Annotated in this window: 17 protein-coding genes and 3 pseudogenes; 11 read left to right on the forward strand and 9 right to left on the reverse strand. The window is 64.0% G+C overall.

All coding sequences use genetic code 11. The features are described 5' to 3' along the window. The 4 genes and pseudogenes from ABIB95_RS32540 to ABIB95_RS32555 form a co-directional block, all read right to left on the reverse strand. A pseudogene (locus ABIB95_RS32540) lies at window positions 1-284 on the reverse strand (sulfonate ABC transporter permease); the annotation flags it as partial. A gap of 28 nt (window positions 285-312) precedes the next feature. Continuing rightward, window positions 313-2,280, reverse strand: a complete 1,968-nt coding sequence (locus tag ABIB95_RS32545) for a carbohydrate porin (RefSeq protein ID WP_354245520.1) — start codon at window positions 2,278-2,280, stop codon at window positions 313-315. A gap of 396 nt (window positions 2,281-2,676) precedes the next feature. Further along, window positions 2,677-2,940, reverse strand: a complete 264-nt coding sequence (locus ABIB95_RS32550) for a hypothetical protein (protein ID WP_354245523.1) — start codon at window positions 2,938-2,940, stop codon at window positions 2,677-2,679. Window positions 2,941-3,079: 139 nt separating this feature from the next. Further along, complete coding sequence (locus ABIB95_RS32555; RefSeq protein WP_354245526.1) at window positions 3,080-3,886, reverse strand: creatininase family protein; 807 nt, start codon at window positions 3,884-3,886, stop codon at window positions 3,080-3,082. Between the two features lie 139 nt (window positions 3,887-4,025). On the opposite strand from ABIB95_RS32555, the gene ABIB95_RS32560 reads away from it, so the two are divergent. The 7 genes from ABIB95_RS32560 to ABIB95_RS32590 all read left to right on the forward strand — a co-directional run bounded on the left by ABIB95_RS32560 (window position 4,026) and on the right by ABIB95_RS32590 (window position 10,291). Further along, entirely contained in the window at window positions 4,026-5,048 is a 1,023-nt protein-coding gene (locus ABIB95_RS32560) for an ABC transporter substrate-binding protein (RefSeq protein WP_354245529.1), read from the forward strand. A gap of 10 nt (window positions 5,049-5,058) precedes the next feature. Then, window positions 5,059-5,874: an ABC transporter ATP-binding protein gene (locus ABIB95_RS32565; RefSeq protein WP_085402678.1), complete on the forward strand. Its 816-nt coding sequence runs from the start codon at window positions 5,059-5,061 to the stop codon at window positions 5,872-5,874. Beyond that, on the forward strand, window positions 5,871-6,689 hold the full coding sequence (locus tag ABIB95_RS32570) for an ABC transporter permease (protein WP_085402677.1): 819 nt from the start codon (window positions 5,871-5,873) through the stop codon (window positions 6,687-6,689). The genes ABIB95_RS32565 and ABIB95_RS32570 overlap by 4 nt, the downstream gene beginning before the upstream one ends. After that, on the forward strand, window positions 6,689-7,678 hold the full coding sequence (locus ABIB95_RS32575) for a 2-hydroxyacid dehydrogenase (protein ID WP_085402676.1): 990 nt from the start codon (window positions 6,689-6,691) through the stop codon (window positions 7,676-7,678). Before ABIB95_RS32570 ends, ABIB95_RS32575 begins: the two co-directional genes overlap by 1 nt. Further along, window positions 7,678-8,370 (forward strand): AprI/Inh family metalloprotease inhibitor, encoded by a 693-nt coding sequence (locus ABIB95_RS32580; RefSeq protein ID WP_085402675.1) that lies wholly within the window; start codon window positions 7,678-7,680, stop codon window positions 8,368-8,370. Before ABIB95_RS32575 ends, ABIB95_RS32580 begins: the two co-directional genes overlap by 1 nt. 99 nt (window positions 8,371-8,469) lie before the next feature. After that, window positions 8,470-8,877, forward strand: a complete 408-nt coding sequence (locus tag ABIB95_RS32585; RefSeq protein ID WP_085402674.1) for a YciI family protein — start codon at window positions 8,470-8,472, stop codon at window positions 8,875-8,877. Between the two features lie 133 nt (window positions 8,878-9,010). Next, on the forward strand, window positions 9,011-10,291 hold the full coding sequence (locus ABIB95_RS32590) for an RNA polymerase sigma factor (RefSeq protein ID WP_354245534.1): 1,281 nt from the start codon (window positions 9,011-9,013) through the stop codon (window positions 10,289-10,291). A gap of 14 nt (window positions 10,292-10,305) precedes the next feature. Here the strand turns inward: ABIB95_RS32590 and ABIB95_RS32595 are convergent, their stop codons facing one another. Next, window positions 10,306-11,694 (reverse strand): peptidoglycan-binding protein, encoded by a 1,389-nt coding sequence (locus ABIB95_RS32595; protein WP_085402672.1) that lies wholly within the window; start codon window positions 11,692-11,694, stop codon window positions 10,306-10,308. Window positions 11,695-11,962: 268 nt separating this feature from the next. Here ABIB95_RS32595 and ABIB95_RS32600 point away from each other — a divergent pair. The 3 genes and pseudogenes from ABIB95_RS32600 (at window position 11,963) to ABIB95_RS32610 (ending at window position 13,790) form a co-directional block, all read left to right on the forward strand. Continuing rightward, a pseudogene (locus ABIB95_RS32600) lies at window positions 11,963-12,336 on the forward strand (hypothetical protein). Window positions 12,337-12,500: 164 nt separating this feature from the next. Continuing rightward, window positions 12,501-12,821, forward strand: coding sequence for a YMGG-like glycine zipper-containing protein (locus tag ABIB95_RS32605; RefSeq protein ID WP_063980706.1), 321 nt, complete (start codon window positions 12,501-12,503; stop codon window positions 12,819-12,821). A 105-nt stretch (window positions 12,822-12,926) separates the two neighbouring features. Continuing rightward, window positions 12,927-13,790, forward strand: a complete 864-nt coding sequence (locus ABIB95_RS32610; protein ID WP_354245538.1) for a DUF1444 domain-containing protein — start codon at window positions 12,927-12,929, stop codon at window positions 13,788-13,790. Between the two features lie 30 nt (window positions 13,791-13,820). On the opposite strand, the gene ABIB95_RS32615 is transcribed toward ABIB95_RS32610, so the two are convergent. Continuing rightward, entirely contained in the window at window positions 13,821-14,609 is a 789-nt protein-coding gene (locus ABIB95_RS32615) for a bestrophin-like domain (RefSeq protein WP_354245541.1), read from the reverse strand. Window positions 14,610-14,636: 27 nt separating this feature from the next. Then, window positions 14,637-14,798, reverse strand: a pseudogene (locus tag ABIB95_RS32620) (JAB domain-containing protein); the annotation flags it as partial. Between the two features lie 839 nt (window positions 14,799-15,637). Here ABIB95_RS32620 and ABIB95_RS32625 point away from each other — a divergent pair. Beyond that, complete coding sequence (locus ABIB95_RS32625; RefSeq protein ID WP_135215889.1) at window positions 15,638-15,883, forward strand: hypothetical protein; 246 nt, start codon at window positions 15,638-15,640, stop codon at window positions 15,881-15,883. Window positions 15,884-16,328: 445 nt separating this feature from the next. Here the strand turns inward: ABIB95_RS32625 and ABIB95_RS32630 are convergent, their stop codons facing one another. Together ABIB95_RS32630 and radC are read right to left on the reverse strand one after the other, a co-directional pair. Further along, window positions 16,329-19,253, reverse strand: a complete 2,925-nt coding sequence (locus ABIB95_RS32630) for an autotransporter family protein (protein WP_354245544.1) — start codon at window positions 19,251-19,253, stop codon at window positions 16,329-16,331. Window positions 19,254-19,531: 278 nt separating this feature from the next. Further along, the gene (gene radC, locus ABIB95_RS32635) at window positions 19,532-20,245 is read right to left on the reverse strand and encodes a RadC family protein (RefSeq protein ID WP_354245546.1); all 714 of its coding nucleotides are present in this window, start codon (window positions 20,243-20,245) and stop codon (window positions 19,532-19,534) included. Between the last annotated feature and the right edge of the window lie 76 nt (window positions 20,246-20,321).

The following is a 20,321-nucleotide window of genomic DNA, read 5'->3' on the forward strand; positions in this document are numbered from 1 at the left end:
CGCCGGCTCTTGGCTGCGATCGCCGCGTAGATGAAGGTGAAGACCGTCGAACAGACGATGGCGAGCAGCATCCGTAAGACGGTGCGCAAGGCGTAAAGCGGAAGGTTTGCCGGATCGAGCGTGACCGGTGCGCGCTCGAGCTCGGACAGCGGCGCCGTGGTCTGCTCGCCGCCATAGACGATCAGGACCATGGCGCCGATCACGAGGATCAGCGCCGCGACGTCCCAGACATTGGGGAGTAGCGCCCGGCCGATCGCGGCCGTGCGGATATCTCTCGGCTTCATAGGCCCGCCCTTGGGCTGGAATTTTGGGCTAGAACTCTGCGTGCAGGCGGCCCGAGAAGATCGAGACCGGCCCGCGGTCGGCGTTATAGGCCGGGTTTGTGATCAATTGATAGTCCGCGGTGAGCGTGACGTTCTTGTTCACCGAATAGGCATAGTAGGCCTCAAGGATGCGCTCCTTGCGGTAGTTGAGAGCGCCGTCGCCGATGAGAACACCGAGGCCGCCGGCGGCCAGGAAGTCGCGATAATCCTGCGAGATGGCATTGACCGCGCCGCCGATGCCGACGACGTCGTCAGGCCGGCCCCATTTCGTGCCCTTGATCGACAGTCCGCCGGCCAGGCTGCTGTTGATGTCGGTGAAGGCGAGTGTTTCGGTCTTGCCGTCGTTCCAGCTCCAGCGGCCGAACAGCCCGATATCTTCTGTGATCGCCTGCTCGAGGTTGACGACGTAGCCGACCTTGAGGCGGCCGCGGCGGGTCTGCGCGATGTCGAGATTGAGCGCAGGATTGTCCAGCGTCTCGCGGAAGCTGCCCATGTTGGCGCTGTCGACCCAGCCCATGGTCCTGAGCTTGCCAGGTTGGCCGAGCAGCGAGAACCGCGTCTCCAGCTCGATCGCGTACTGACCGCGTTCCCCGACCCTGGTGTCGAAATGATTCGAATTGGACTCCGCGACCATCAGGAAATAGCCGCCGCGCAACGCCCATTGCTTCTGGTTGAGCTCGGCGGTGACGCCATAGGTGAGACCGACCTTGTCGGCGGAATAGTCGAAGGCGCCCGGCGCCCACAGCGACCAGTTCATGAAGTCCTTGCGGGTATCCTTGGCATAGGCGTTGCCATCGAACACGTCGATCACCGCGAACTTGCCGGCCTGCACCGTGAGCCTGGACACGTCGACCTTTTGCCCAAGCTGCAACTGGCCGCTCGCGAGCTCTTCCTGCTCGCCGCCAAAGCCGAACGTCTGGCGCACGAACAGCCGCGAGGTGTTGTAATGCGGATAGGGGAAGTTCGATTTCTGCGCTTCGCCGTTGGGGAAGCCTGCCGCGCCCACCGTGTCGTTCAGTCCAAATCCCTGGAGCAGTTCGGGATTGTAGTAGACCTCGCCGCCGTCCCACAGCCGCGCGTTCAGGAACAGGCTGTTGCTCCAGGTCGCCTTGGCCTGGGTTGAAGGCGAGAGCGAGTTTGTTCCGCTGTAGAGAGCGGGGAACGACGGATAGCCTTGCGGCAGATAAGTGCTCTGACCGTGAATCTCCCAGCGATCCGATTCCGTGTCGATCAGGGAGCTCTTCGGATTGTAGCTCGGCATGCCCGGCCAATCGACCTTGCGGTTGAGCCCGAGCCTGATCGACTGGAAGTCGAGCGACGAGGAGGTGTATTGGGCCCCCGTGGAGAAGGCGACGTTGGCGCCGTCGAAGCGGCTATAGAGATATTCGAGCCGTGCGCTCCAATGCGGCGCGAAGCCGTATTCGATGCCGGCACCCGCGATCCAGCCGGGCCGCGTGTTCAGGATTTTCGGGACGTCGCCCGCGGCCGGCGTGTCGAAATAGCGCTCGCCCATCCACGCAAAGCCGCCGGTGGCATAGACGAGCCATGGACCGCTGGTGTAGCCGACGCGGCCGCGCAGGCTGGCGGTGTAGTCCCACTGCTGGATGACCGTGTTGGCAGGTGTCGCGAGGAAGGAAACGATCGAGTTGGAGGTGATGTAATTGGGAAACGAAAAATCGCCTTCGACGCCGACGAGCCAGCCGGAGTTGAGCCGGTAGTTGTAGCCGGCCTGCACGCCGCCGATCATGCCGCTGAAGACGCCGCTGCCGTTGATCGCGGTGCCGTCGTTCAGCGCGAAGCTGGACAAGCCACGGCTGTAGCCGGCATGCGCGCCGATATAGAGGCCGGTCCAGTCATAGACCGCTTTCAGCGCCGGCGCCTTCAGCGGCAGATCGGCCGCGTGTACGGCGGCGGGAAAAGCCAGCACGCCCGAGGCAATCGCCGCGGCCGTTCGCAAATACCGGTGTCGGTGACCTCTCAACTTCAAAACGCACGCCCCCAAACGCGAATGTGTCCCATTCGCCGCGATATCCCTGCAGATTCGCGGCGACCCTGTCACGAAGTCTTGGTTGTTCACGCGATCGGACCAGACGATCCCGATTCGACGCGATTTCTTCCCAAGCCCCTGTGCCTGCTGCGAACCTTATTGCGATTAATTCGCAATAGCAACTGGCACGGATTGCCGCAGCGGATGGTTCGCACTCTTGTGTGACGGAGCTGCAACAAATTCTCAGGTCCAAAATGAATGACCCGCCCGGGGGGACAGCCGGGCGGGTCGGGGGCACGACACGGGGTGGATGAGGCGCCCGTGTCGAACGCGGGATCCACGTGAGATCGGCCTCAGGTACTCAAATCAGTAGCAAGTACGAACGCGGCCGACGTACTGGCCGAAGGCGTTGTACTGGGCGACCCAGCCGCAGCGGTGATAGCCGTTGTAATAGGGGTCGTTGCTGGCGGTGATCGCGGAGCCGACGACGGCGGCGGTGGCGATGCCGGCACCCACACCCCAGACCCAGCCGGGCTGCTTGGCTTCGGCCGAGGAGGTGGTGGACACGATGCTGCCGGTGACGGCGAGGGCAGCGAGCGCGACGGCGGCAATCCTGGTCTTGATCGACATGTGAAACTCCATCCGGGTTGAGGCGGTCCGTTGTGGCCCGCGTGCCCAGTTGGACGGAGGCTTGTCGCGTCCGGTTCGAATCCCGCAAAAGCGGGCGTGCAGCCAGGATGTTTCTTGAATGATTCCAGTCGGATGCGAGCTAGCCGAGAGGCCCTTTGGCGAGCCTGTTCACGTCGAAGTTATCGACCTCGGCCAGCAGCTCGCAAAATGCGCGCGCCCCCTGATCGATGAGCTGCTCGCCCTTCTCGGGGACGGCCAGCGTCGCATTGCCGATCGCGCCGCTCGTGTGGAGATCCTGCGCCTGCCAGGCGAACGGTGCCGGCCGCTGCGTCGACAGCCAGCGATACTGCTTTTCCATGGCGATGCTGCTCGCGGGAAAATCCGCGATCGCATCAACCCGCACCTGATCGAGATAGCGTGCCAGCATGATCGACGTCTCCACCGCGCCGCCATGGATGCCGTGGCGCACTTCATCCGCCGGGAACAGTTTCTCCGCGCCTGACAGCCGCGACCACGACGTCGTCACCACAAAGAGCTTGCGATGCGCGCGAAGATCCTGCGCGACCAGCATCATTGCCGCGCTGTTGCCGCCATGGCTGGTGATGATGACGAGCTTCTTCACGCCGCGCTGCGCGATGTCCTCGCCGATTGCGGTCCATCGCTTCAGCGCCACCTCGGTCGGCAGCGTCTGCGTGCCCGGATAGTCGATATGCTCGGTGGAAATCCCGACCGGTTCAACGGGCAGGAACGTCGCCGGAACATTTGCGGGCAACAGCTCGCGCACGCGCGCGAGATACGCGTCCGCGATCAGCACGTCGGTCTCGAGCGGCAGATGCGGGCCGTGCTGCTCGGTCGCCGCCAGCGGCAGCACCGCGATCCAGCGCGACACGTCTGCAAGGCTCCCATCGGCCCAGTTGATGTCGATCCAGTCGCGGGACGGCGTCATCGTGGTTTCTTTGCCCGAATTTGTCGCGTATTTTGGGGTTATCAGGGGACGCGGGCCTGGCCGGCTCGCGTCCCCGAACTTCATGCGGTTCTATCGCGTTGCCTTCACATCGGCCAGCCACGATCGACGGAGTGCCATCATGACCCCCTCTCATCTGCGGCGAGCGTTAACGGCGAGCTTGATGGCCGCCTTCGTCTCTTTGGCTCCGGCGCGCGCCGAGACGCTGGACAAGGTCACCTTCGGCACCAACTGGGTCGCCGAGGCCGAGCATGGCGGTTTCTTCCAGGCGGTCGCCGACGGCACCTACAAGAAATATGGGCTCGACGTCACCATCGTTCCCGGCGGACCGAACGAGAACAACCGGATGCTGCTGATCGCCGGCAAGATCGATTTCTTCATGGCCGCGAACACGCTGATGTCGTTCGACGCGGTGGCGAATAACGTCCCCGTCGTCACCATCGCAGCGGTCTTCCAGAAGGATCCGCAGGTGATGCTGACGCAGCCGGACGCCAAGGTCGCCAAGATCGAGGATCTCAAGCCGCTGACCTTGTTCGTCTCCAAGGAGGGCATGACCAGCTACTTCCAGTGGCTGAAGTCCGAATACGGCTTCAACGAGAAGAACGTCCGTCCCTACAATTTCAATCCGCAGCCCTTCATCGCCAATCCCAAGAGCGCGATGCAGGGCTACGTCACCTCCGAGCCCTTCGCGGTCGAGAAGGCCGCCGGCTTCAAGCCGAATGTGCTGCTGCTCGCCGATTACGGCTTCAACACCTATTCGACCCTGATCGAGACCCGCCGCGACATGGTCGAGAAGAAGCCGGACCTGGTGCAGCGCTTCGTCGATGCCTCCATCGTCGGCTGGTACAATTACATCTACCGCGACAATTCCGCGGGCAATGCCATGATCAAGAAGCTCAACCCGGAGATGACCGACGAGCTGCTCGCTTATTCCGTCGCCAAGATGAAGGAATACGGCATCGTCGATTCCGGCGAGTCCTTGAAGAACGGCATCGGCGCGATGAGCGACGATCGCTACACGTCCTTCTTCAACAAGATGGTGAAGGCCGGCGTCGTGAAGGCGGATCTCGACTTCCGCAAGTCCTATACGCTGCGCTTCGTCAACAAGGGCGTCGGCGTCGAGCTGCGCCCGAGCAAGCCGTAGCGCAAGGTCCATGTCATCCGTCAAAAGCTCGTCCGGGGTCGAGGCCGGCCTGACGGCTCTCGCCGTCAGCCTGCGCGGCGTGACGAAGGCGTATGACAATGGCGTCATGGCGCTCGGCCCGCTCGACCTTGCCGTTCGCAAGGGCGAGTTCATCTCGCTGTTGGGCCCGTCCGGTTGCGGCAAGTCCACTGCGCTGCGCCTGATCGCAGAGCTCAGCGCGCCATCGTCCGGCATCGTGCGGGTGGCGCGCCACGAGGGCGATGTGCTGCCGGGTCATGGCATCGGCTTCGTGTTCCAGGAGCCGACGCTGATGCCCTGGACCAGCGTGCGCGAGAATGTGCGGCTGCCCTTGAGGCTCGCAGGCGTTCCGAAGGCGGAGGCGCGCGCGCGGGCCGATGAGGCGTTGGCCAGCGTGGGTCTTGCCGATTTCGCCGATGCTTTCCCGCGCGAGCTCTCCGGCGGCATGAAGATGCGGGTGTCGCTGGCGCGTGCGCTCGTCACCGACCCTGATATCCTCCTGATGGATGAGCCGTTCGCCGCACTCGACGAGATCACGCGCTTTCGCCTCAACAACGACCTGCTCGCGCTGTGGCGAGCCCTGGGCAAGACCGTCATCTTCGTCACCCATTCGGTGTTCGAATCCGTCTACCTGTCGCAGCGGGTCGTGGTCATGACCGCGCGGCCCGGCCGCATCCAGGCCGATATCCGCATCGAGACGGTCGAGCCGCGCGGTGAGGAGTTTCGGACCTCGGCCGCCTATTCCAATTATTGCCGGAAAGTGTCGGCCGCGCTGGCGCCGTCCTATTCGGGAAAATCGATGCTATGAACGCGCAAGCTACCGTCACCGCAAAACCATCCGGCGCGCAACGCGCGATGCGCTTCGTGCTTCCCGTCATCGTGTTCGCAGCCGGACTCGCGGCCTGGGAACTGGTCGTCCGCATCAAGGACATCCCGCCTTACGTTCTGCCAGCACCCTCCGTCATCTTCCTGACGTTGATCAAGGACTGGGCGGTGCTGTCACAATCGCTCGCGACCACGCTGCTGACCACGCTCGAAGGTTTTGTCGCCGCCAGCATCGGCGGCATCGCGCTGGCGCTGCTGTTCAACCAGTCGAAATGGGTGGAATATTCGCTATTCCCCTATGCAATCGTCCTCCAGGTGACTCCTGTCATCGCGATTGCACCGCTGCTCCTGATCTATCTGGAGCAGCAGACCGCGGTCGTCGTCTGCGCCTTCATCGTTGCCTTTTTCCCGGTGCTGTCCAACACCACGCTCGGGCTGAATTCGGTCGATCGCAACCTTGCCGGCCTGTTCCAGCTCTATGGCGCCTCGCCGCCGCAAACCCTGCGCTTCCTGAAGCTGCCGGCGGCGCTGCCCTATATCCTCGGGGGCCTGCGCATTGCCGGCGGCCTGTCGCTGATTGGCGCGGTCGTGGCTGAGATTGCGGCCGGAACGGCCGGCGCAGGCTCCGGACTCGCCTACAGGATCGCCGAATCCGGCTATCGATTGAACATACCCCGCATGTTCGCAGCGCTGCTGCTGTTGTCGCTGGCCGGGATTGTCATCTATGGGGTGCTGGCGCTAGTTTCCCACCTCGTTTTACGGCGCTGGCACGAGAGCGCGCTTGGAAAGGAAAACTGATGACTACCGGTTCGATTTCGTCCGAAAAGATCGACCTTCTGATCTATGGGCCGGTGCGGCCAATTCTCGACAACGGCTTTTCCGATCATTTCGTCGTGCACAAGGCGGAGACCCGGGGCGATCTCGAGCGGCTGACACCGGCGATCCGCGAAAAAATCCGCGGCGTGGCGGTGACCTATCACACCGTGCGTGCCGACAGGGACTCGCTGTCGCAATTGCCCAAGATCGAGATGGTGGCGAGCTTCGGCGTCGGCTACGACCACGTCGACGCCAAATACGCGGCCGAGCACAACATCATCGTCACCAACACGCCCGACGTGCTGACCGAGGAGGTCGCCGACGTCGCGATGGGTCTTCTGATCTCCACCGTGCGTGAGTTCATCAAGGCCGACCGCTACGTCCGCTCCGGCCTCTGGCAGACGCAGAACTATCCGCTCAGCGTCGGCTCGCTGCGCGACCGCAAGGTCGGCATCGTCGGCATGGGCCGGATCGGCCAGGCCATCGCGCGCCGGCTCGATGCCTCGCTGGTGCCGGTGGTCTACCACTCCCGCAATCCGTCGAAGGACGTCTCCTACAAGCACTATCCCGATCTGATCGAGATGGCGAAGGCGGTGGACACGCTGATGGTGATCGTGCCCGGCGGCGCCTCGACCAACAAGATGATCAATGCCGAGGTGCTGAAGGCGCTCGGTCCGCGCGGCGTGCTGGTCAACGTGGCGCGCGGCTCGGTGGTCGACGAGGCGGCGCTGGTCCAGGCGCTGAAATCAGGCACCATCCTCGCCGCCGGTCTCGACGTGTTCGCGGCCGAGCCGAGCGTACCGGACGAGCTCAAGACCATGCAGAACGTCGTGCTGCTGCCGCATATCGGCTCGGCGTCGGTGGTGACGCGCAACGCGATGGATCAGCTCGTGGTCGACAACCTCAAGTCCTGGTTCGCCGGCAAGGCGCCGTTGACGCCGGTTGCGGAAACGCCGTTCAAGGGGCGCTGATGAGAGGTCTTCGGGTCGTTGCATTCGCCGTCGCGGCCTGCGTGGCCGCGATCGGCATCGCGCATGCGCAGGATGCGACGACCCTGAAGAAGACGATGCCCGGGCAGTGGGAGCTCTCGACCACCGAGCGCAGCAAGACCTGCGTCGTCACGATGAAGGGCGATGCCGCGGCGCAGGGTTTCAAGCTGGAGCTGGAGCCGGCCTGCAAGACCACGCTGCCCTTTACGAAGGATATCGTTGCCTGGAGCGTCAGGGGCCTCGACATCGTTCGTTTGCAGGACGCGACCGGTGAAGCCGTGATCGACTTCACCGAGGTCGAGGCCGGCATCTTCGAAGGCCTGCGGCAGGGCGAGGGCGTCTACATCCTCCAGGATCTCGCCGCCGCCCGCTCGATGGCCAAGTCGATGGACCAGATGATCGGCGACTGGTCGATGGTGCGCGGCAACGGCCAGCCGGTGTGCGGGCTGACGCTGACCAACACGGAAGCCGGCCCGGACAATTTCCAGGTCTTCGTCAAGCCGAAATGCGATCCGGCGATCGCTCAGTTCAATCCGGCGCAATGGCGGCTCGAGCGCGGCCAGATCGTCCTGATGTCGAAATCAGGCGAGGCCTGGCAGTTCGAGGCCGATGACAACGCGCAATGGCGGCGCGTCCCCGATACCGCCGATCCCCTGATCATGCTGCGGCAATAAATCTTCCGGTCGATGTCGATTTAGCCAAGGCTCAATCGTCACATCCATAGCGAGCCGGTTTGCAGCCGGAGCGGCTGCTGCTCGCCAAGGGAGTTTTTCATGCGCTTCATGTACATCGTCACCTCCAGCCAGCCGATGGCTGCCCCGAGCCCGGCGCTGATGGAGGCCATGCAGGACATATCCGAGCGGGAGATCAAGGCCGGTCGAATGATCGACAATGGCGGCCTGATGCCGCTTGCGACCGGCGCACGGGTGCGAATCGTCGACGGTGAGCTCAGCGTCATCGACGGCCCCTTCGTCGAGGCCAAGGAAGTGATCGGCGGCTATGCCATTTTCGAGCTGCGCGACAAGGCGGAAGCCGTGGCCATGGCGAAGGAATTCATGCAGCTGCACCTCGATCACATGCCGGGCTGGGAGGGGACCTGCGAATTACGGGCATTCGCCACGCCGGGCGTGGAGATCGCCTGCCAGGTCGACGCGCAGTCCAGGGTGGCTGCCCACGCCTGATGGACACCACCGCTCGTCCTGGAGCGTTTTCTCGCGAAGTGAATACCGTTTCGCGTCAAGAAAACGCGTCAAAACAAGAATCTAGAGCCCCGTTCCGATTCCATCGGAACGGAAAGGGCTCTGGTCGGCGGCGATGACGACCGCCGACATCGATCACGCGATCCGCGCCGCGATTCACGCAACCTGGCGCGTCGCGCAGCCACGGCTGATCGCCACGCTGTCGCGCATGCTGCGCGACGTGCCGCTGGCGGAGGAATTGACCCAGGACGCTCTGGTCGCAGCGCTGGAAGCGTGGCCGCACAGCGGGGTGCCGGACAATCCCGGCGCCTGGCTGGTTGCGACGGCCAAGCGCCGCGGGCTCGATCATCTGCGCCGGGCAAAGATGCTCACCCGCAAGCAGGACCTGCTGACGCACGAGCTGATGCAGGAGCAGGACGCGATGCCGGATTTCGACGCCGCCCTCGACGACGATATCGGTGACGAATGGTTGCGGCTGATCTTCACGGCCTGTCACCCGCTGCTGCCGCGGCAGGTCCGCGCGGCGCTGGCATTGCGCATGATCTGCGGCCTGACCACCGACGAGATCGCGCGCGCCTTCCTGGTCACGGAGGCAACCATCGCCCAGCGCATCGTCCGCGCCAAGCGCACGCTGTCGCGGTCGGGCCTGAGCTACGAGATCCCGGGCGGCGAGGCGCTTTCGGAGCGTCTCGCCTCGGTGCTCGAGGTCGTCTATCTCATATTCAACGAGGGCTATTCGGCCTCAGGCGGCGAGGAGTGGCTGCGGCCGCAGCTCTGCGACGAGGCTCTGCGCATGGGGCGGGTGCTGGTCGGGCTCGCGCCCCTCGAGCCCGAGGTCCACGGTCTGATGGCGCTGATGGAGCTGAATGCCGCGCGGAAGCAGGCGCGCACCGGCATCGATGGCGAGCCCATCCTGCTCATGGACCAGGACCGCAGGCTCTGGGACCGGCGCCAGATTGGTGGCGGCCTTCGCGCGCTCGATCGCGCGCGCGAGCTCGGTGGTGCCGGCCGGTTCTACACGCTGCAGGCCACGATCGTCGCGTGTCACGCGACGGCGGAGACGGCCGCTGCCACCGACTGGCGCCGCATTGCGGAACTCTATGGCCAGCTTGCGGCGCTGGTGCGCTCGCCGGTGATCGAGCTCAACCGGGCGGTCGCGCTTGGCATGGCCGAAGGGCCGCAGGCCGGTCTCGATCTCGTGGACATGATCGCTGACGAACCGGCGCTCGGGGCCTACCACCATCTCCATTCCGTCCGCGGCGACCTCCTGGAGAAGCTCGGCCGCTTCGCCGAGGCGCGATTATCGTTCGAGACCGCCGCACGTCTCGCGAACAATGCGCGCGAGCGCGTGTTGATGGAGCGGCGTGCGGCAGCTATTGCCAATGCCGACGGCTGAAGACGCAAACGGCTTTACGTCGTCGGCTTCGGCGGCGGCGCGGTGCCTTGCGCCCACTTCTCGAACTTGCCGAGCACGCCCCAGGCCGTGAGCGCCAGCGAGATCGGCATCGCGAACTGGCCGAGGCCCGGCACCGCCGATACGATCGTTCCGAGCAGTCCGGCAATACCGCCTGCATTCGGGCTCGCCGTCACCGAAGAGAGCAGCGCAGTGAGCACCGAGCCGCCGATGCCAAGTGCCGTCTTCTTGCCGTCGAGCAGCTTGCCGATGGTCTCGCCGAGCGCGCCGTTGACCTGGCCGAGCATGGGCTTGCCGTCCTTGTTGAGCAAGGTGCTGAGCAGGTCGACGACCTGCTTCAACTGATCGACGGGGGCCGGGTTGGTCGGACTGACCGGTCCTGGCACGGGCGCCGTCTTGTTGATGAGGGAGAAGAGCCGTTCGAACAGGCTGATCGGATCGTTGGTGGCGGGCAGCGTATTGCCCGGTGTCGTCGTTCCCGGTGTTACGCCGCCGGCTGCCGGTCGCAGCAACTGTGCGAGGTCTTCCAGCCGCTTCAGGACCTTGGAAATATCGCCACTCGGCAGGGAGCCTCCCGCCTGCGTTGCACGCGTGAGCGCCGCGACCGTGGCCCCGTCGAGAAGCCCGGTATCCCTCAGGCCGTTCTGCTGCTGAAATTGCGAGACCGCGGCCCCGGTCTTCGGTCCACTGATGCCGTCCTCGACGAGCGGCGGATTGGCGCCGAGCTTGTTGAGCGCCTGCTGCATCAGAACAATCGTCGACGCGGCATCGTCCTCGGGCTCGGTGCGGCCGGCGAATTGCGGGCTACCGTCGAGGGTGATCGAGGAATCGAGCGACATCATCGCATGCAAGATCACCGCCGTGCCGAGCTGGGAATCGACGTGGTTCGAGTCGAACACGTGGTCGCGGACGAATTTGCCGGCCCTCGCCTCGGGCGGGCCGTACAGCGTCGAACCGCCATAGAGGTAGGGCGAATTGCAGCCCTTCGAGTGATAGCCGAAGCCGTTGAACGCCTCGAGCCGGAACAGCATCCGCGCGATGCCCCAGTCGTGGGCGCCGATGAAGTTCTCGATTCTGAACGCGTCCACGGCGCCGTCCACGAACGTGGTAAAGGGGCCGCGCCCCTTCGGAACGATGCTCGTCACGCGATGAAGCGTTTCGCCGTTGCCGAGATAGGTGTCGAAATCGAAGTTGGATTCGCGGTAGTGGCACAGCGCGGCAAAATACCAGGGGACTCCGGTCAGCCGCTCGATCTGCTGATAGGTCGCCTTGCCGTTGATCGCCTTGCGCGCGACTCCATTCGCGTCGGCGAGGCGGGAAGGCCGGATCTCGAGATTGGACCAATTCCGCTCGTACTCGCTTTTCAGATTCTCGAATGAGACCATCTTCCGCTCCCGAAAATTGATGAATTATCGAAATTTCGTGCAAGTCAGATATGGACGAGGCGCCGTGATAGGGGTGTGACTCCAACGGGATCTCCGGCAAATGTGGCAGGTTGCCGGCCCGGCGCATGTGAAATGGCTTACAGCCTGGGCGGGAAAATGTGCCGCAGGACGGGACCCGCGCCTTCGCCGGCGGCGCGACCCGCCAGTGGGGGAACCGGCAAGGTCGTTCGTCCGTTAGCATTTTAGATGATGCGGTAGGGAGCCCTGCATGGCCAAGCGCGTCCTCGCGATCGGCATCGAACCCGGCAGTGCGGATTACAGCGCATTCCGCAGCTCACGCCGGAGCTCGTGCGCCATTACATCGAAGCGCAATTGCTGCGCCTGCGTGATCTCGGCTACGAGGTCACGAGCTGCCTGATCGATCTCGACGCGACCGCCGAAGCCGGCGTCACGGCCGCACTGCGCGACGAGCGCTTCGACTGCATCGTGATCGGCGCGGGGCTGCGCGAGCCGAAAGAGCGCCCGCTGCTGTTCGAGAAGGTGCTCAACCTCGTCCATCAACTGGCGCCTGACGCCGCGATCTGCTTCAACTTCACGCCGGCCGACACCGCCGAGGCCGTGCAGCGCTGGATCTATCCCTGACGTCCGATTGGCCGGCCTGTGCGTCGCTCGCGGCATGGTTTGAGCCGTCTTCGCGCTGCGCCTCCGGCGCCATCGCGTAGGCGTCGCGAGCCGCGCTGCCGGCTATTTGTCTGGTCCGAATCCGCTTCCGGCGCTATGACTGGCTCATCACAGGGAGGGCGAGCATGCTTCGAGGTCTTCGCATTGGAAGTTTTGGAATCGCGGCATGTCTGACGGTCGCGATGGCGATGCCGGCGCATGAGGCTGCAGCCCAGGATGCCATCGGCGGTGCGATCATCGGCGGTGTCGGCGGGGCGATCCTCGGTGGTGCGCTCGGCGGAGGCCGCGGCGCCGCAATCGGCGCCGTCGTCGGTGCCGGCACGGGCGCTGCGATCGCTTCCGAGGGCGAGCGCCGCCGCTCCGGTTACTACGCCTATCAGCGCGGCTGTTATGTGCAGCGTCCCGACGGCTATTACGTCCGGGTCAGCCAACGCTATTGCTATTGATCGATCAACCGCCGGCGCCCACAGGATTGACGGCGCCCGGCAGTAGATTGGACGCGGAGGGGTGAGTATCGGCCGGCGAGCCGCTCTCCCGAGCTGGTGGTTCGCATGAGCATCCGATCTCGCATATGCCGGTGGCTGATCGCCGCGATCGTGGCCGGCGATCTCGTCGGAGCCGGGGCTGCCCGGGCGCAACAGATTCCAGCCGACGAACCCGCGTTTACGGCTTTCGTGGCCGAGCGTATCCGCGCCGAGATTCGTGACACCCCGGTCGTGATCAAGGGACCGCTGACGCTGTCGGTCGGTCCACTGCAAACCAACATCGACCGCATCTACGCCTTCTGCAAGGCCAATACGGGCGGCTGCGCCAGGGAGATCGGCGCCTATGTCAGCGGCGTCAAGGCAACGGCGAGCAGCCGGAACGATCCGCCGACCCGAGCAGCCCTTCGCGTGGTCGTGCGCTCGGCTGACTACATGCGGCAGGCCCTTCGGGAGGTCGATGCGCGCGGCCCGGCGCAGACGCGGCCCCTGGCAGAGGGGCTGGTGATCGTCCCGGTGCTGGATTCGCCGCGGGCGGTCAGGGTGTTCAACGACAAGGATCGTGCTGCGCTCGGCTTGACGCAGGACCAGGTCTTCGACATCGCCATCGCCAATCTGCGCAGCAGCGTGAAGCCACTCACGACCGTCGCAAAAGCGGTCCCATCAGGACAATTCGGCACGCTGACGGGGGACTATTATCAGACCAGCCGGCTCGCGCTGGTCGACAGCTGGGCGCCGCTCGCGCAGGCTAAGGGCGGTGTCCTGATCGTCGCGGCGCCGTCGGCCGATCTCGTGCTCTATGCAAGCGAAGACAGCAGTGTCGCGATCGACGCGCTGCGGACGCTGGCCAGGAACATGATGGCGCGCGCACCAAAGCCGCTGTCCGGCACGCTGCTGCGCTGGACGCCGAAGGGGTGGCAGCTCGTCCGGTGAGATGCTCTCTCGCGGGGCAAGCCGCTCTGCTCAACTCTTGCCGGGGTCTGCCGGCATGATCTGGAGCAGCGGCTCCGGCTGGATCGAGATCTGGCCGGCGAACGGCCGGTCGTGCGCAGCGATGAGCAGCACGGAGGTGGCGACGCCGGTGGCGAACAGGCCCATCGCGATCGCCGATCCCAGCCGGTTGTCGCAATGAACAAGGCCGATCACCAATAGGGCGCAGGCCGCCTGGAGATACAGGCACCACCATTTGACCGGGTTCACCGCGGCGAGGCTGACGATGATCCGCTGCCGCCGCGCGTCCAGCGCTTGCTCCAGCGCGGCGATGAGCTCGCGCTGCACATTCGCCTGCCCCGGGCCTTGCGGCGTCATCGCGACGACGAACTGCAGGGCTTCGGCAAGTGCCGGCGGCGTGACCTTCAGCGACACTTCCTGATGCGCCATCATCGGCCATTCCACCGCGACGGCCTGGCCGACATAGTCGCGCACCAGGCCGCGGAGCTTCGTCTCCTGCTCCGCCGGCAGGCCGGCGGCCAGCAGCACGGCGCTGCCTAGCGCACTGGCCTCGCGGCTCACCGCGGCGCTGGCGCGGTCGCTGTCGCCCCAGACCTGCGCGGCGATGAAGGCGACGAACAGGCCGAAGATGATGCCGAGCACCGGCAGCATGCCCGGCGAGATCGCCTTCAGCGACTTCGCGCGCTCCTCCGTCGCAGCCCTCGCGATGCCTGCGAAGATGGCCGCGGCGAGCAGGTACGTGAATCCAAAGATCACCAGCGCCATTGCGGGCACCGGCAGATTGTGCAGCCAGTCGCTCATTGTGTCCTTGTCATCTGATTTGAGGCTCTAGATCAACCGCATCCCGCGCAGCCTGGCATGCCTGCTCTTGCCGACGATGATGTGGTCGTGCACGGCGATGCCGAGCGGCTTTGCGATGTCGATGATGGCCTTGGTCATCTGGATGTCCGCCTGCGAGGGCGAGGGATCGCCCGAGGGGTGGTTGTGGATGAATCTATCGCTTCACGTAATACGTTGAACACACAATAGATTTTTTAGGTGGGGTAGTAGCAGGGGACGTAGACAGGGGGACTGTAAGCAGTGATCGTTCGTGATGATCACGTTAACACGTGGAAGCGCCTTTTTAAGCCATTTCACTCACCAGGGATCATCAGCGGACTTCAGCTCTCACCTCAGTGGCGGACATTCTGCTTCGGCGTCGTGAGGTCCGAGACGGGCCAGAAGCGGAAGTCGCCGTAAACAGATCAGCGCAAGTGATGCTTCAGTCCGACGCGCACGATGCAGCCCGGAATTGTCGTCATTTGAGCTGCGCGCAACAATTAGCACGGCGCGGCTGCGGCTTTATCCGGTGGCAATATGGCCGCGCGCGCCTCGTCGAGATGCAGAAACAGCTATGTCTGATCCAGACGAACAGCGCTGAAATCCCGGAAGCGGATAGCAACGTCAGCAGTTCTGACGGAGCTAGTGATCGGGTTAGTGGCTTAGGCGACTGGCAGCACCAAGACCGCCGCCCGAGGCCAAGCTGAACGGTCTCAGAGAGCCGCTCCAAAGAGAGCCCCGACCGTACCAGCCGGGGCTCCAGGCGAGATCCGCGCGGCCGGGAGAGCAAGCCGCGCAATTTCGGAGTATGCCTGAGTCCATGCTGCCTCCTGTGATGGAAGTGCGGCGGTCCACAGGAAAGGCTGCTCAAAGCAATCCGCTCGCCACGAACCTGCAACGAGTGGCCGCCACCGCGTAACAAGTGAGGTGAACTCCAGAACGCCACTGCCGCGCCACCAAATCGCCTAACGACTCAACGACGCATGTTGCATCGGGCCGGGGCGATGCGCATGGGTGGTGTAGTGATGCGCAATTGGTCCAATGTTTATGTGACTGCGTCCGTGAGCGGGCTGATGGTCACGATGCTTTTGCTTGGCGCGATCCTCGCTCGAAATGTCGGACTGGCGGAGAAGAAAGGCGACCGGGTCATCGCTGTGTCAGCGCACAGCGAGGCCCGCACCCAGACGACTTCTGAGAACGGTGGCGGAGCCACGGTAGATTTTGGTGTCGCGGACCTTAGAGGGTCGCTGCCGTAAGGAAGTGATCATCGGCCCGCCCTGCCGAGCTCGCTGAGAGACCTTCCGGCTGGCCAGTCATCTTGCCTAAAGCGCGATGAGATTGGGATGAATCGTCATCGCGCTTTAGGCGTTGTTTGAGCATGATCTCCGCGCAAACGCGCTCCGCGTTTGTCGCGAGGGAAAACCGCTGCGCACTTTTCCGGATCATGCTTTAGCCGAGGCGATCGGCGCGTTGTAGGCTGCCAATCCGGGTCATTCGTGACCAAGCGAAGACGGCCGCATGGAAGCGGCCTGCCTTGTGCGCTGGCCACTTCCGGTCTTCCTCGGTTCGCGGACATTCTCAAGGTCGGTCGGCATGTCTCAAACAGGGCCGCATCCGGACATGCACATAGTGTATACGGCAGGCCGCGGAATGCGGGCCTCGCTGCGCGTAGAGATCGCAAGCAGCTTGATGGAACCCTATTCACCAGCTGTAGCGTATGCCCGCGGTGCCTTTGGCGCCTTGCGGGCCCGCGTTGACCGTGCTGCCGACCTCGAATTGATAACCGAATTGAGCATAGACGCTGTAGCTCTTGTCGAGCTTGCCGGTGAAGCCGACGAAGGTTTCGACCGTCTGCATCTTCTGCAGCAGCAGCACTTGATCGATGCCAAAAGTGGTGTCCGCTCCCGCGCCCCAGCTGCGCCAGTAATTGACGCCTGCATAAGGCTGCAAGAGCATCCCGTTGCTGCTGGCAATGTTCCACTGCCCGCGCAGGCCGAGCCGTCCGATCGGACCCGTGGTCGTGCCCAGCCCGACCGGGCCCAGACCGTCATTGGCTTCGTCGAACGATACCCGTTGCCAGATAATCTGGGCCTGCGGCTCGAGCACGAAGCCTGGGCCAAGCGGTAGCGGGATTGGATAGCCCGTCTCCAGCGAGGCAACGAAGCCGGCGCCCTTGAGCGGCAATTGCGTGAATTGCGTCGTCGCGTTGCCGCGATAGAGCGTCCCCTGCAGGATCGCGTCGAGGTACCAGCCGGTCGGACCGTAGTGCGTCCAGTAGCCGCCGGCCGAGTAAGCCTGGATGTCGTTGGTCCCGGTGTGGGTGAGCATGTAGCCAGTGGCGGCCGGGTTTGTGACCAGCCCGGTCACGTCGGCCCGCGCCTGGGTATAGGCGAAGTAAAGTCCAGCAGAGTCGCGGTGACCGGGGATGGTGCTGCCGCGCCAGAGATCGATTCCGCCTTGGAAGCCCGCCAGCCAGCCATCGGTGCGCGGGTCGGCGAAGGCCTGGTAGTGGCCATTGATCTGCTGACCGAAAACGCGCGCCCAGTCTGACCGGCCCCAGCCATTGGGGTCGGCACCCGCATTCAACAATGTCATCGTGTCGCCTACTCGCTGGTTGAGCGTACCAAGCGTGGCGAGGCCGATTTGCCGGGCCATAGGTTGAACGGACCCGTAGGTTGCAAGTCCAGGCCCGATGATTGGGTAGGAGCCGGGCGGCAGCCCGTCCGGAGGCGGATCGGGCGGCAGGATCGGCGGCGGGATAATCGGCGGGTCCGGGGGTGTCGGCCCCGAATCGAAAGTCGAGCGCAGAAACCAATCCTGGGGCGCATTGCCGTTAATGCCGCCGCGAAACAGGAAGTAATCATAAGCGCCGCCGCGCACCTCGCCGGCGAGCGAGAAAGCGCCGGGCGCCGTGGTGGCGTTATTGACGGTCTGCACCAAAAGGATGCCGTTCGCAACGGTCTGATCGCCGGGACCGGTCGTGTTCAATACTCTGAGCGCTGTCGAGCCCGTCGCTGCGCCGCCGTTAATGACCAACCTGTCGGATGGCGAAGTGTCGTTGCCGAGAAAAGTATTGAGCGTGATCGAGCCGCCTGCGCCCCCATAGTTATTCGCAATCAGCGTCTTGTAGCTCGACAGTTGTGTGGGGTCCGCGGTCGGCGGGGTGAAGATGATCTCACTGCTGTTGTTGGTCAGGTTGGTTGCGTTCGAATTGCCCGTCATCGTCCAGACGGTATTCTGCGCAAGGGTGACTGTGCTGATGCCGCCGGCCGCCGTCGTGATCAGCCCTCGCAAGGTCGATGCCTGTGCGTTGAACGTCGTGCTGGCTCCAGACACCGTTTCGAGCAGGGTGTTGTTATTTGTTACTGCGACGGCATTACTAAGACTGATGTTGGCCGCGCCGCCCTGCACCGAGAAGGAGGCGGCGCTGGCCACGACGGTGGCGTTGCTGTACTGCAACGTGTTTCCGCTACCGTTGAACAGAAAGCCGAAGCCGCCATTTCCTGACGCGGTCACGTCGGTTCCGGTCATGGTTACGTTGCCGCCGTTCTGCAGCAGCCCGCCCGCGCCGTTGACGACGGACACCGAGCCACCACTCGTCGTAACGGTGCCGCCAGTCGTCGCATTCACTCCAGCGTTTCCACCGCCTCCCGTCACGCTGACGACCACATCGTTTGCGGTAACCAGGCTGTTCGCCCCGGTCGCCCGAAGTCCTATCTCCCCGCCGCCAATGCCCGGAACGGTAACGGAGCCGCGCGTCAACGTCACCTGGCCCCCGGACGCGGCGTTCACACCGACATCACCACCGCCATTACCTACCGACAAGCTCAGATCGGTCGCCGTGATCGAACTGTTGGTCCCTGTTGCCGATAAGCCGGTATTCCCGCCGCCTCCGGCGAACGTGATGCTGCTGCCGCTCGCAAGCTGGATACTCCCCCCGTTCTGCGCCGTAGCCGCGGTCATGCCGCCCGAAGCACCCATGTTCACGGAAAGACCATTGGCGATGATTTGGCTTGTCGCACCGTCGGCGGTCATCAACTTGCCGAAGCCACCGCTGAGATTGATCGACGAGCCAGGTGTGAATTGAATCAGACCTCCCGCCGTGGCCTGCACTACCCCGCCCACCCCGACCGCGGCGCCGCCGTTCCAATTCACGGTCGTGCTATTCGCGATGATCGTTCCGGTGGTGGCGATCATGGCCGCGCCGCCGCCGCCAGAATTCGCCAGGGTGATCGCATTAATGATGATCGTGCCGCCGGTGTTCGCAATCAGGCCAGTGCTGGCGGCGGTTACATTTGCGTTTGCGGTGACCGTGGCGTTGGTGGTGGCCTGGATTCCTGTTCCACCACCATTGGCCGTCACCGTGCCATTGGTCGTCACGTTTGCGCCGTTCAACGCGCTGACCGCGATGTTGAAACCGGCGCTCACCGGATTATTGGCTACGCAGGTTCCGCCGTTCTGAAGGATGCCGCCGTTGACGGGATCAGTTGTACATTGAGCGCGGGCCGCTTGCGGTGCGGCGATGATAATCACGCAAGGCAGAACAACGGAAAGCACCCGTGCTCGCAGAGGGTGCCGACGCGGCGCCTGACCGGCAAGTAATCGCAAAGGCTTGCGCAGTTCCATTTTGTTGCGCCCGATCACACGCGATCGCGAAAGGCAACGAGCACCAGAATTGTTGTGCGAAGACGCCGCATCTGTGGCGATCGCGGCAGCAATCCATTATCCCGACCGCTGTCGCTTACGAGTCACGCATGGGACAACAATGCTGATCCAACGGATCCACGCCCTGCTCTCTGGACAACCTCGAGTTGCCAGCGGGATTAATGACTGCTCTGGGGCAATCGCGTCGTTTTGCGAGGTTCGCGGTAAGGTCCGCTTTAGCCCCCAAGAGGCGACGTCGTTTAGATCAGCTTCAGTCCCTTCAGACTGGCGTGACCTTGTTTGCCGACGATGATGTGGTCGTGCACGGCGATACCGAGCGGTTTTGCGATGTCGATGATGGCCTTGGTCATCTGGATGTCGGCCTGCGAAGGCGAGGGATCGCCCGAGGGGTGGTTGTGCACCAGGATCAGTGCGGTCGCCGACAGCTCCAGTGCGCGCTTGATCACCTCGCGTGGATAGACCGGGGTGTGGTCGACGGTGCCGGTCTGCTGCACCTCGTCGGCGATCAGCTGGTTGCGCTTGTCGAGGAAGAGCAGGCGGAATTGCTCCTTGTCGGCAAAGGCCATGCTGGAGCGGCAATAATCGATCACTTCGTTCCAGGACGACAGCGCGTTGCGGCTGTTGACCTCGCCCTTGGCGACGCGATGCGTTGCCGCCGCGATCAGCTTGAGCTGGTGGATCGCGGCTTCGCCGATGCCGTCGACCTCGCGCAGACGCGCCACCGGGGCATGGACGACCTCGGCGAACGAGCCGAAGGTCTTGATCAGCGTCTTTGCCAGCGGTTTGGTGTCGCGCCGCGGCAGCGCCGGAAACAGCGCCATCTCCAGCAGCTCGTAGTCGCTGAGCGCATCTGCGCCCACGCTGTAGAAGCGCTCGCGCAGCCGTTCGCGATGGCCGTGATAGTGCGGCGTGTCCTCGGGCTTGCTCTTGTCGTGGTCGGTCTTGGCGGGCATCAGGCCTAACCATGCCGTATGGCGCGCGTTTTGCAACCGGGAAGTGTCCGGCCCCGGCGGCTCGCTCATTGGCGCG

The organism is Bradyrhizobium sp. LA2.1, assembly GCF_040547725.1.
In the GTDB taxonomy this organism is placed as follows: Bacteria; Pseudomonadota; Alphaproteobacteria; order Rhizobiales; family Xanthobacteraceae; genus Bradyrhizobium; species Bradyrhizobium barranii.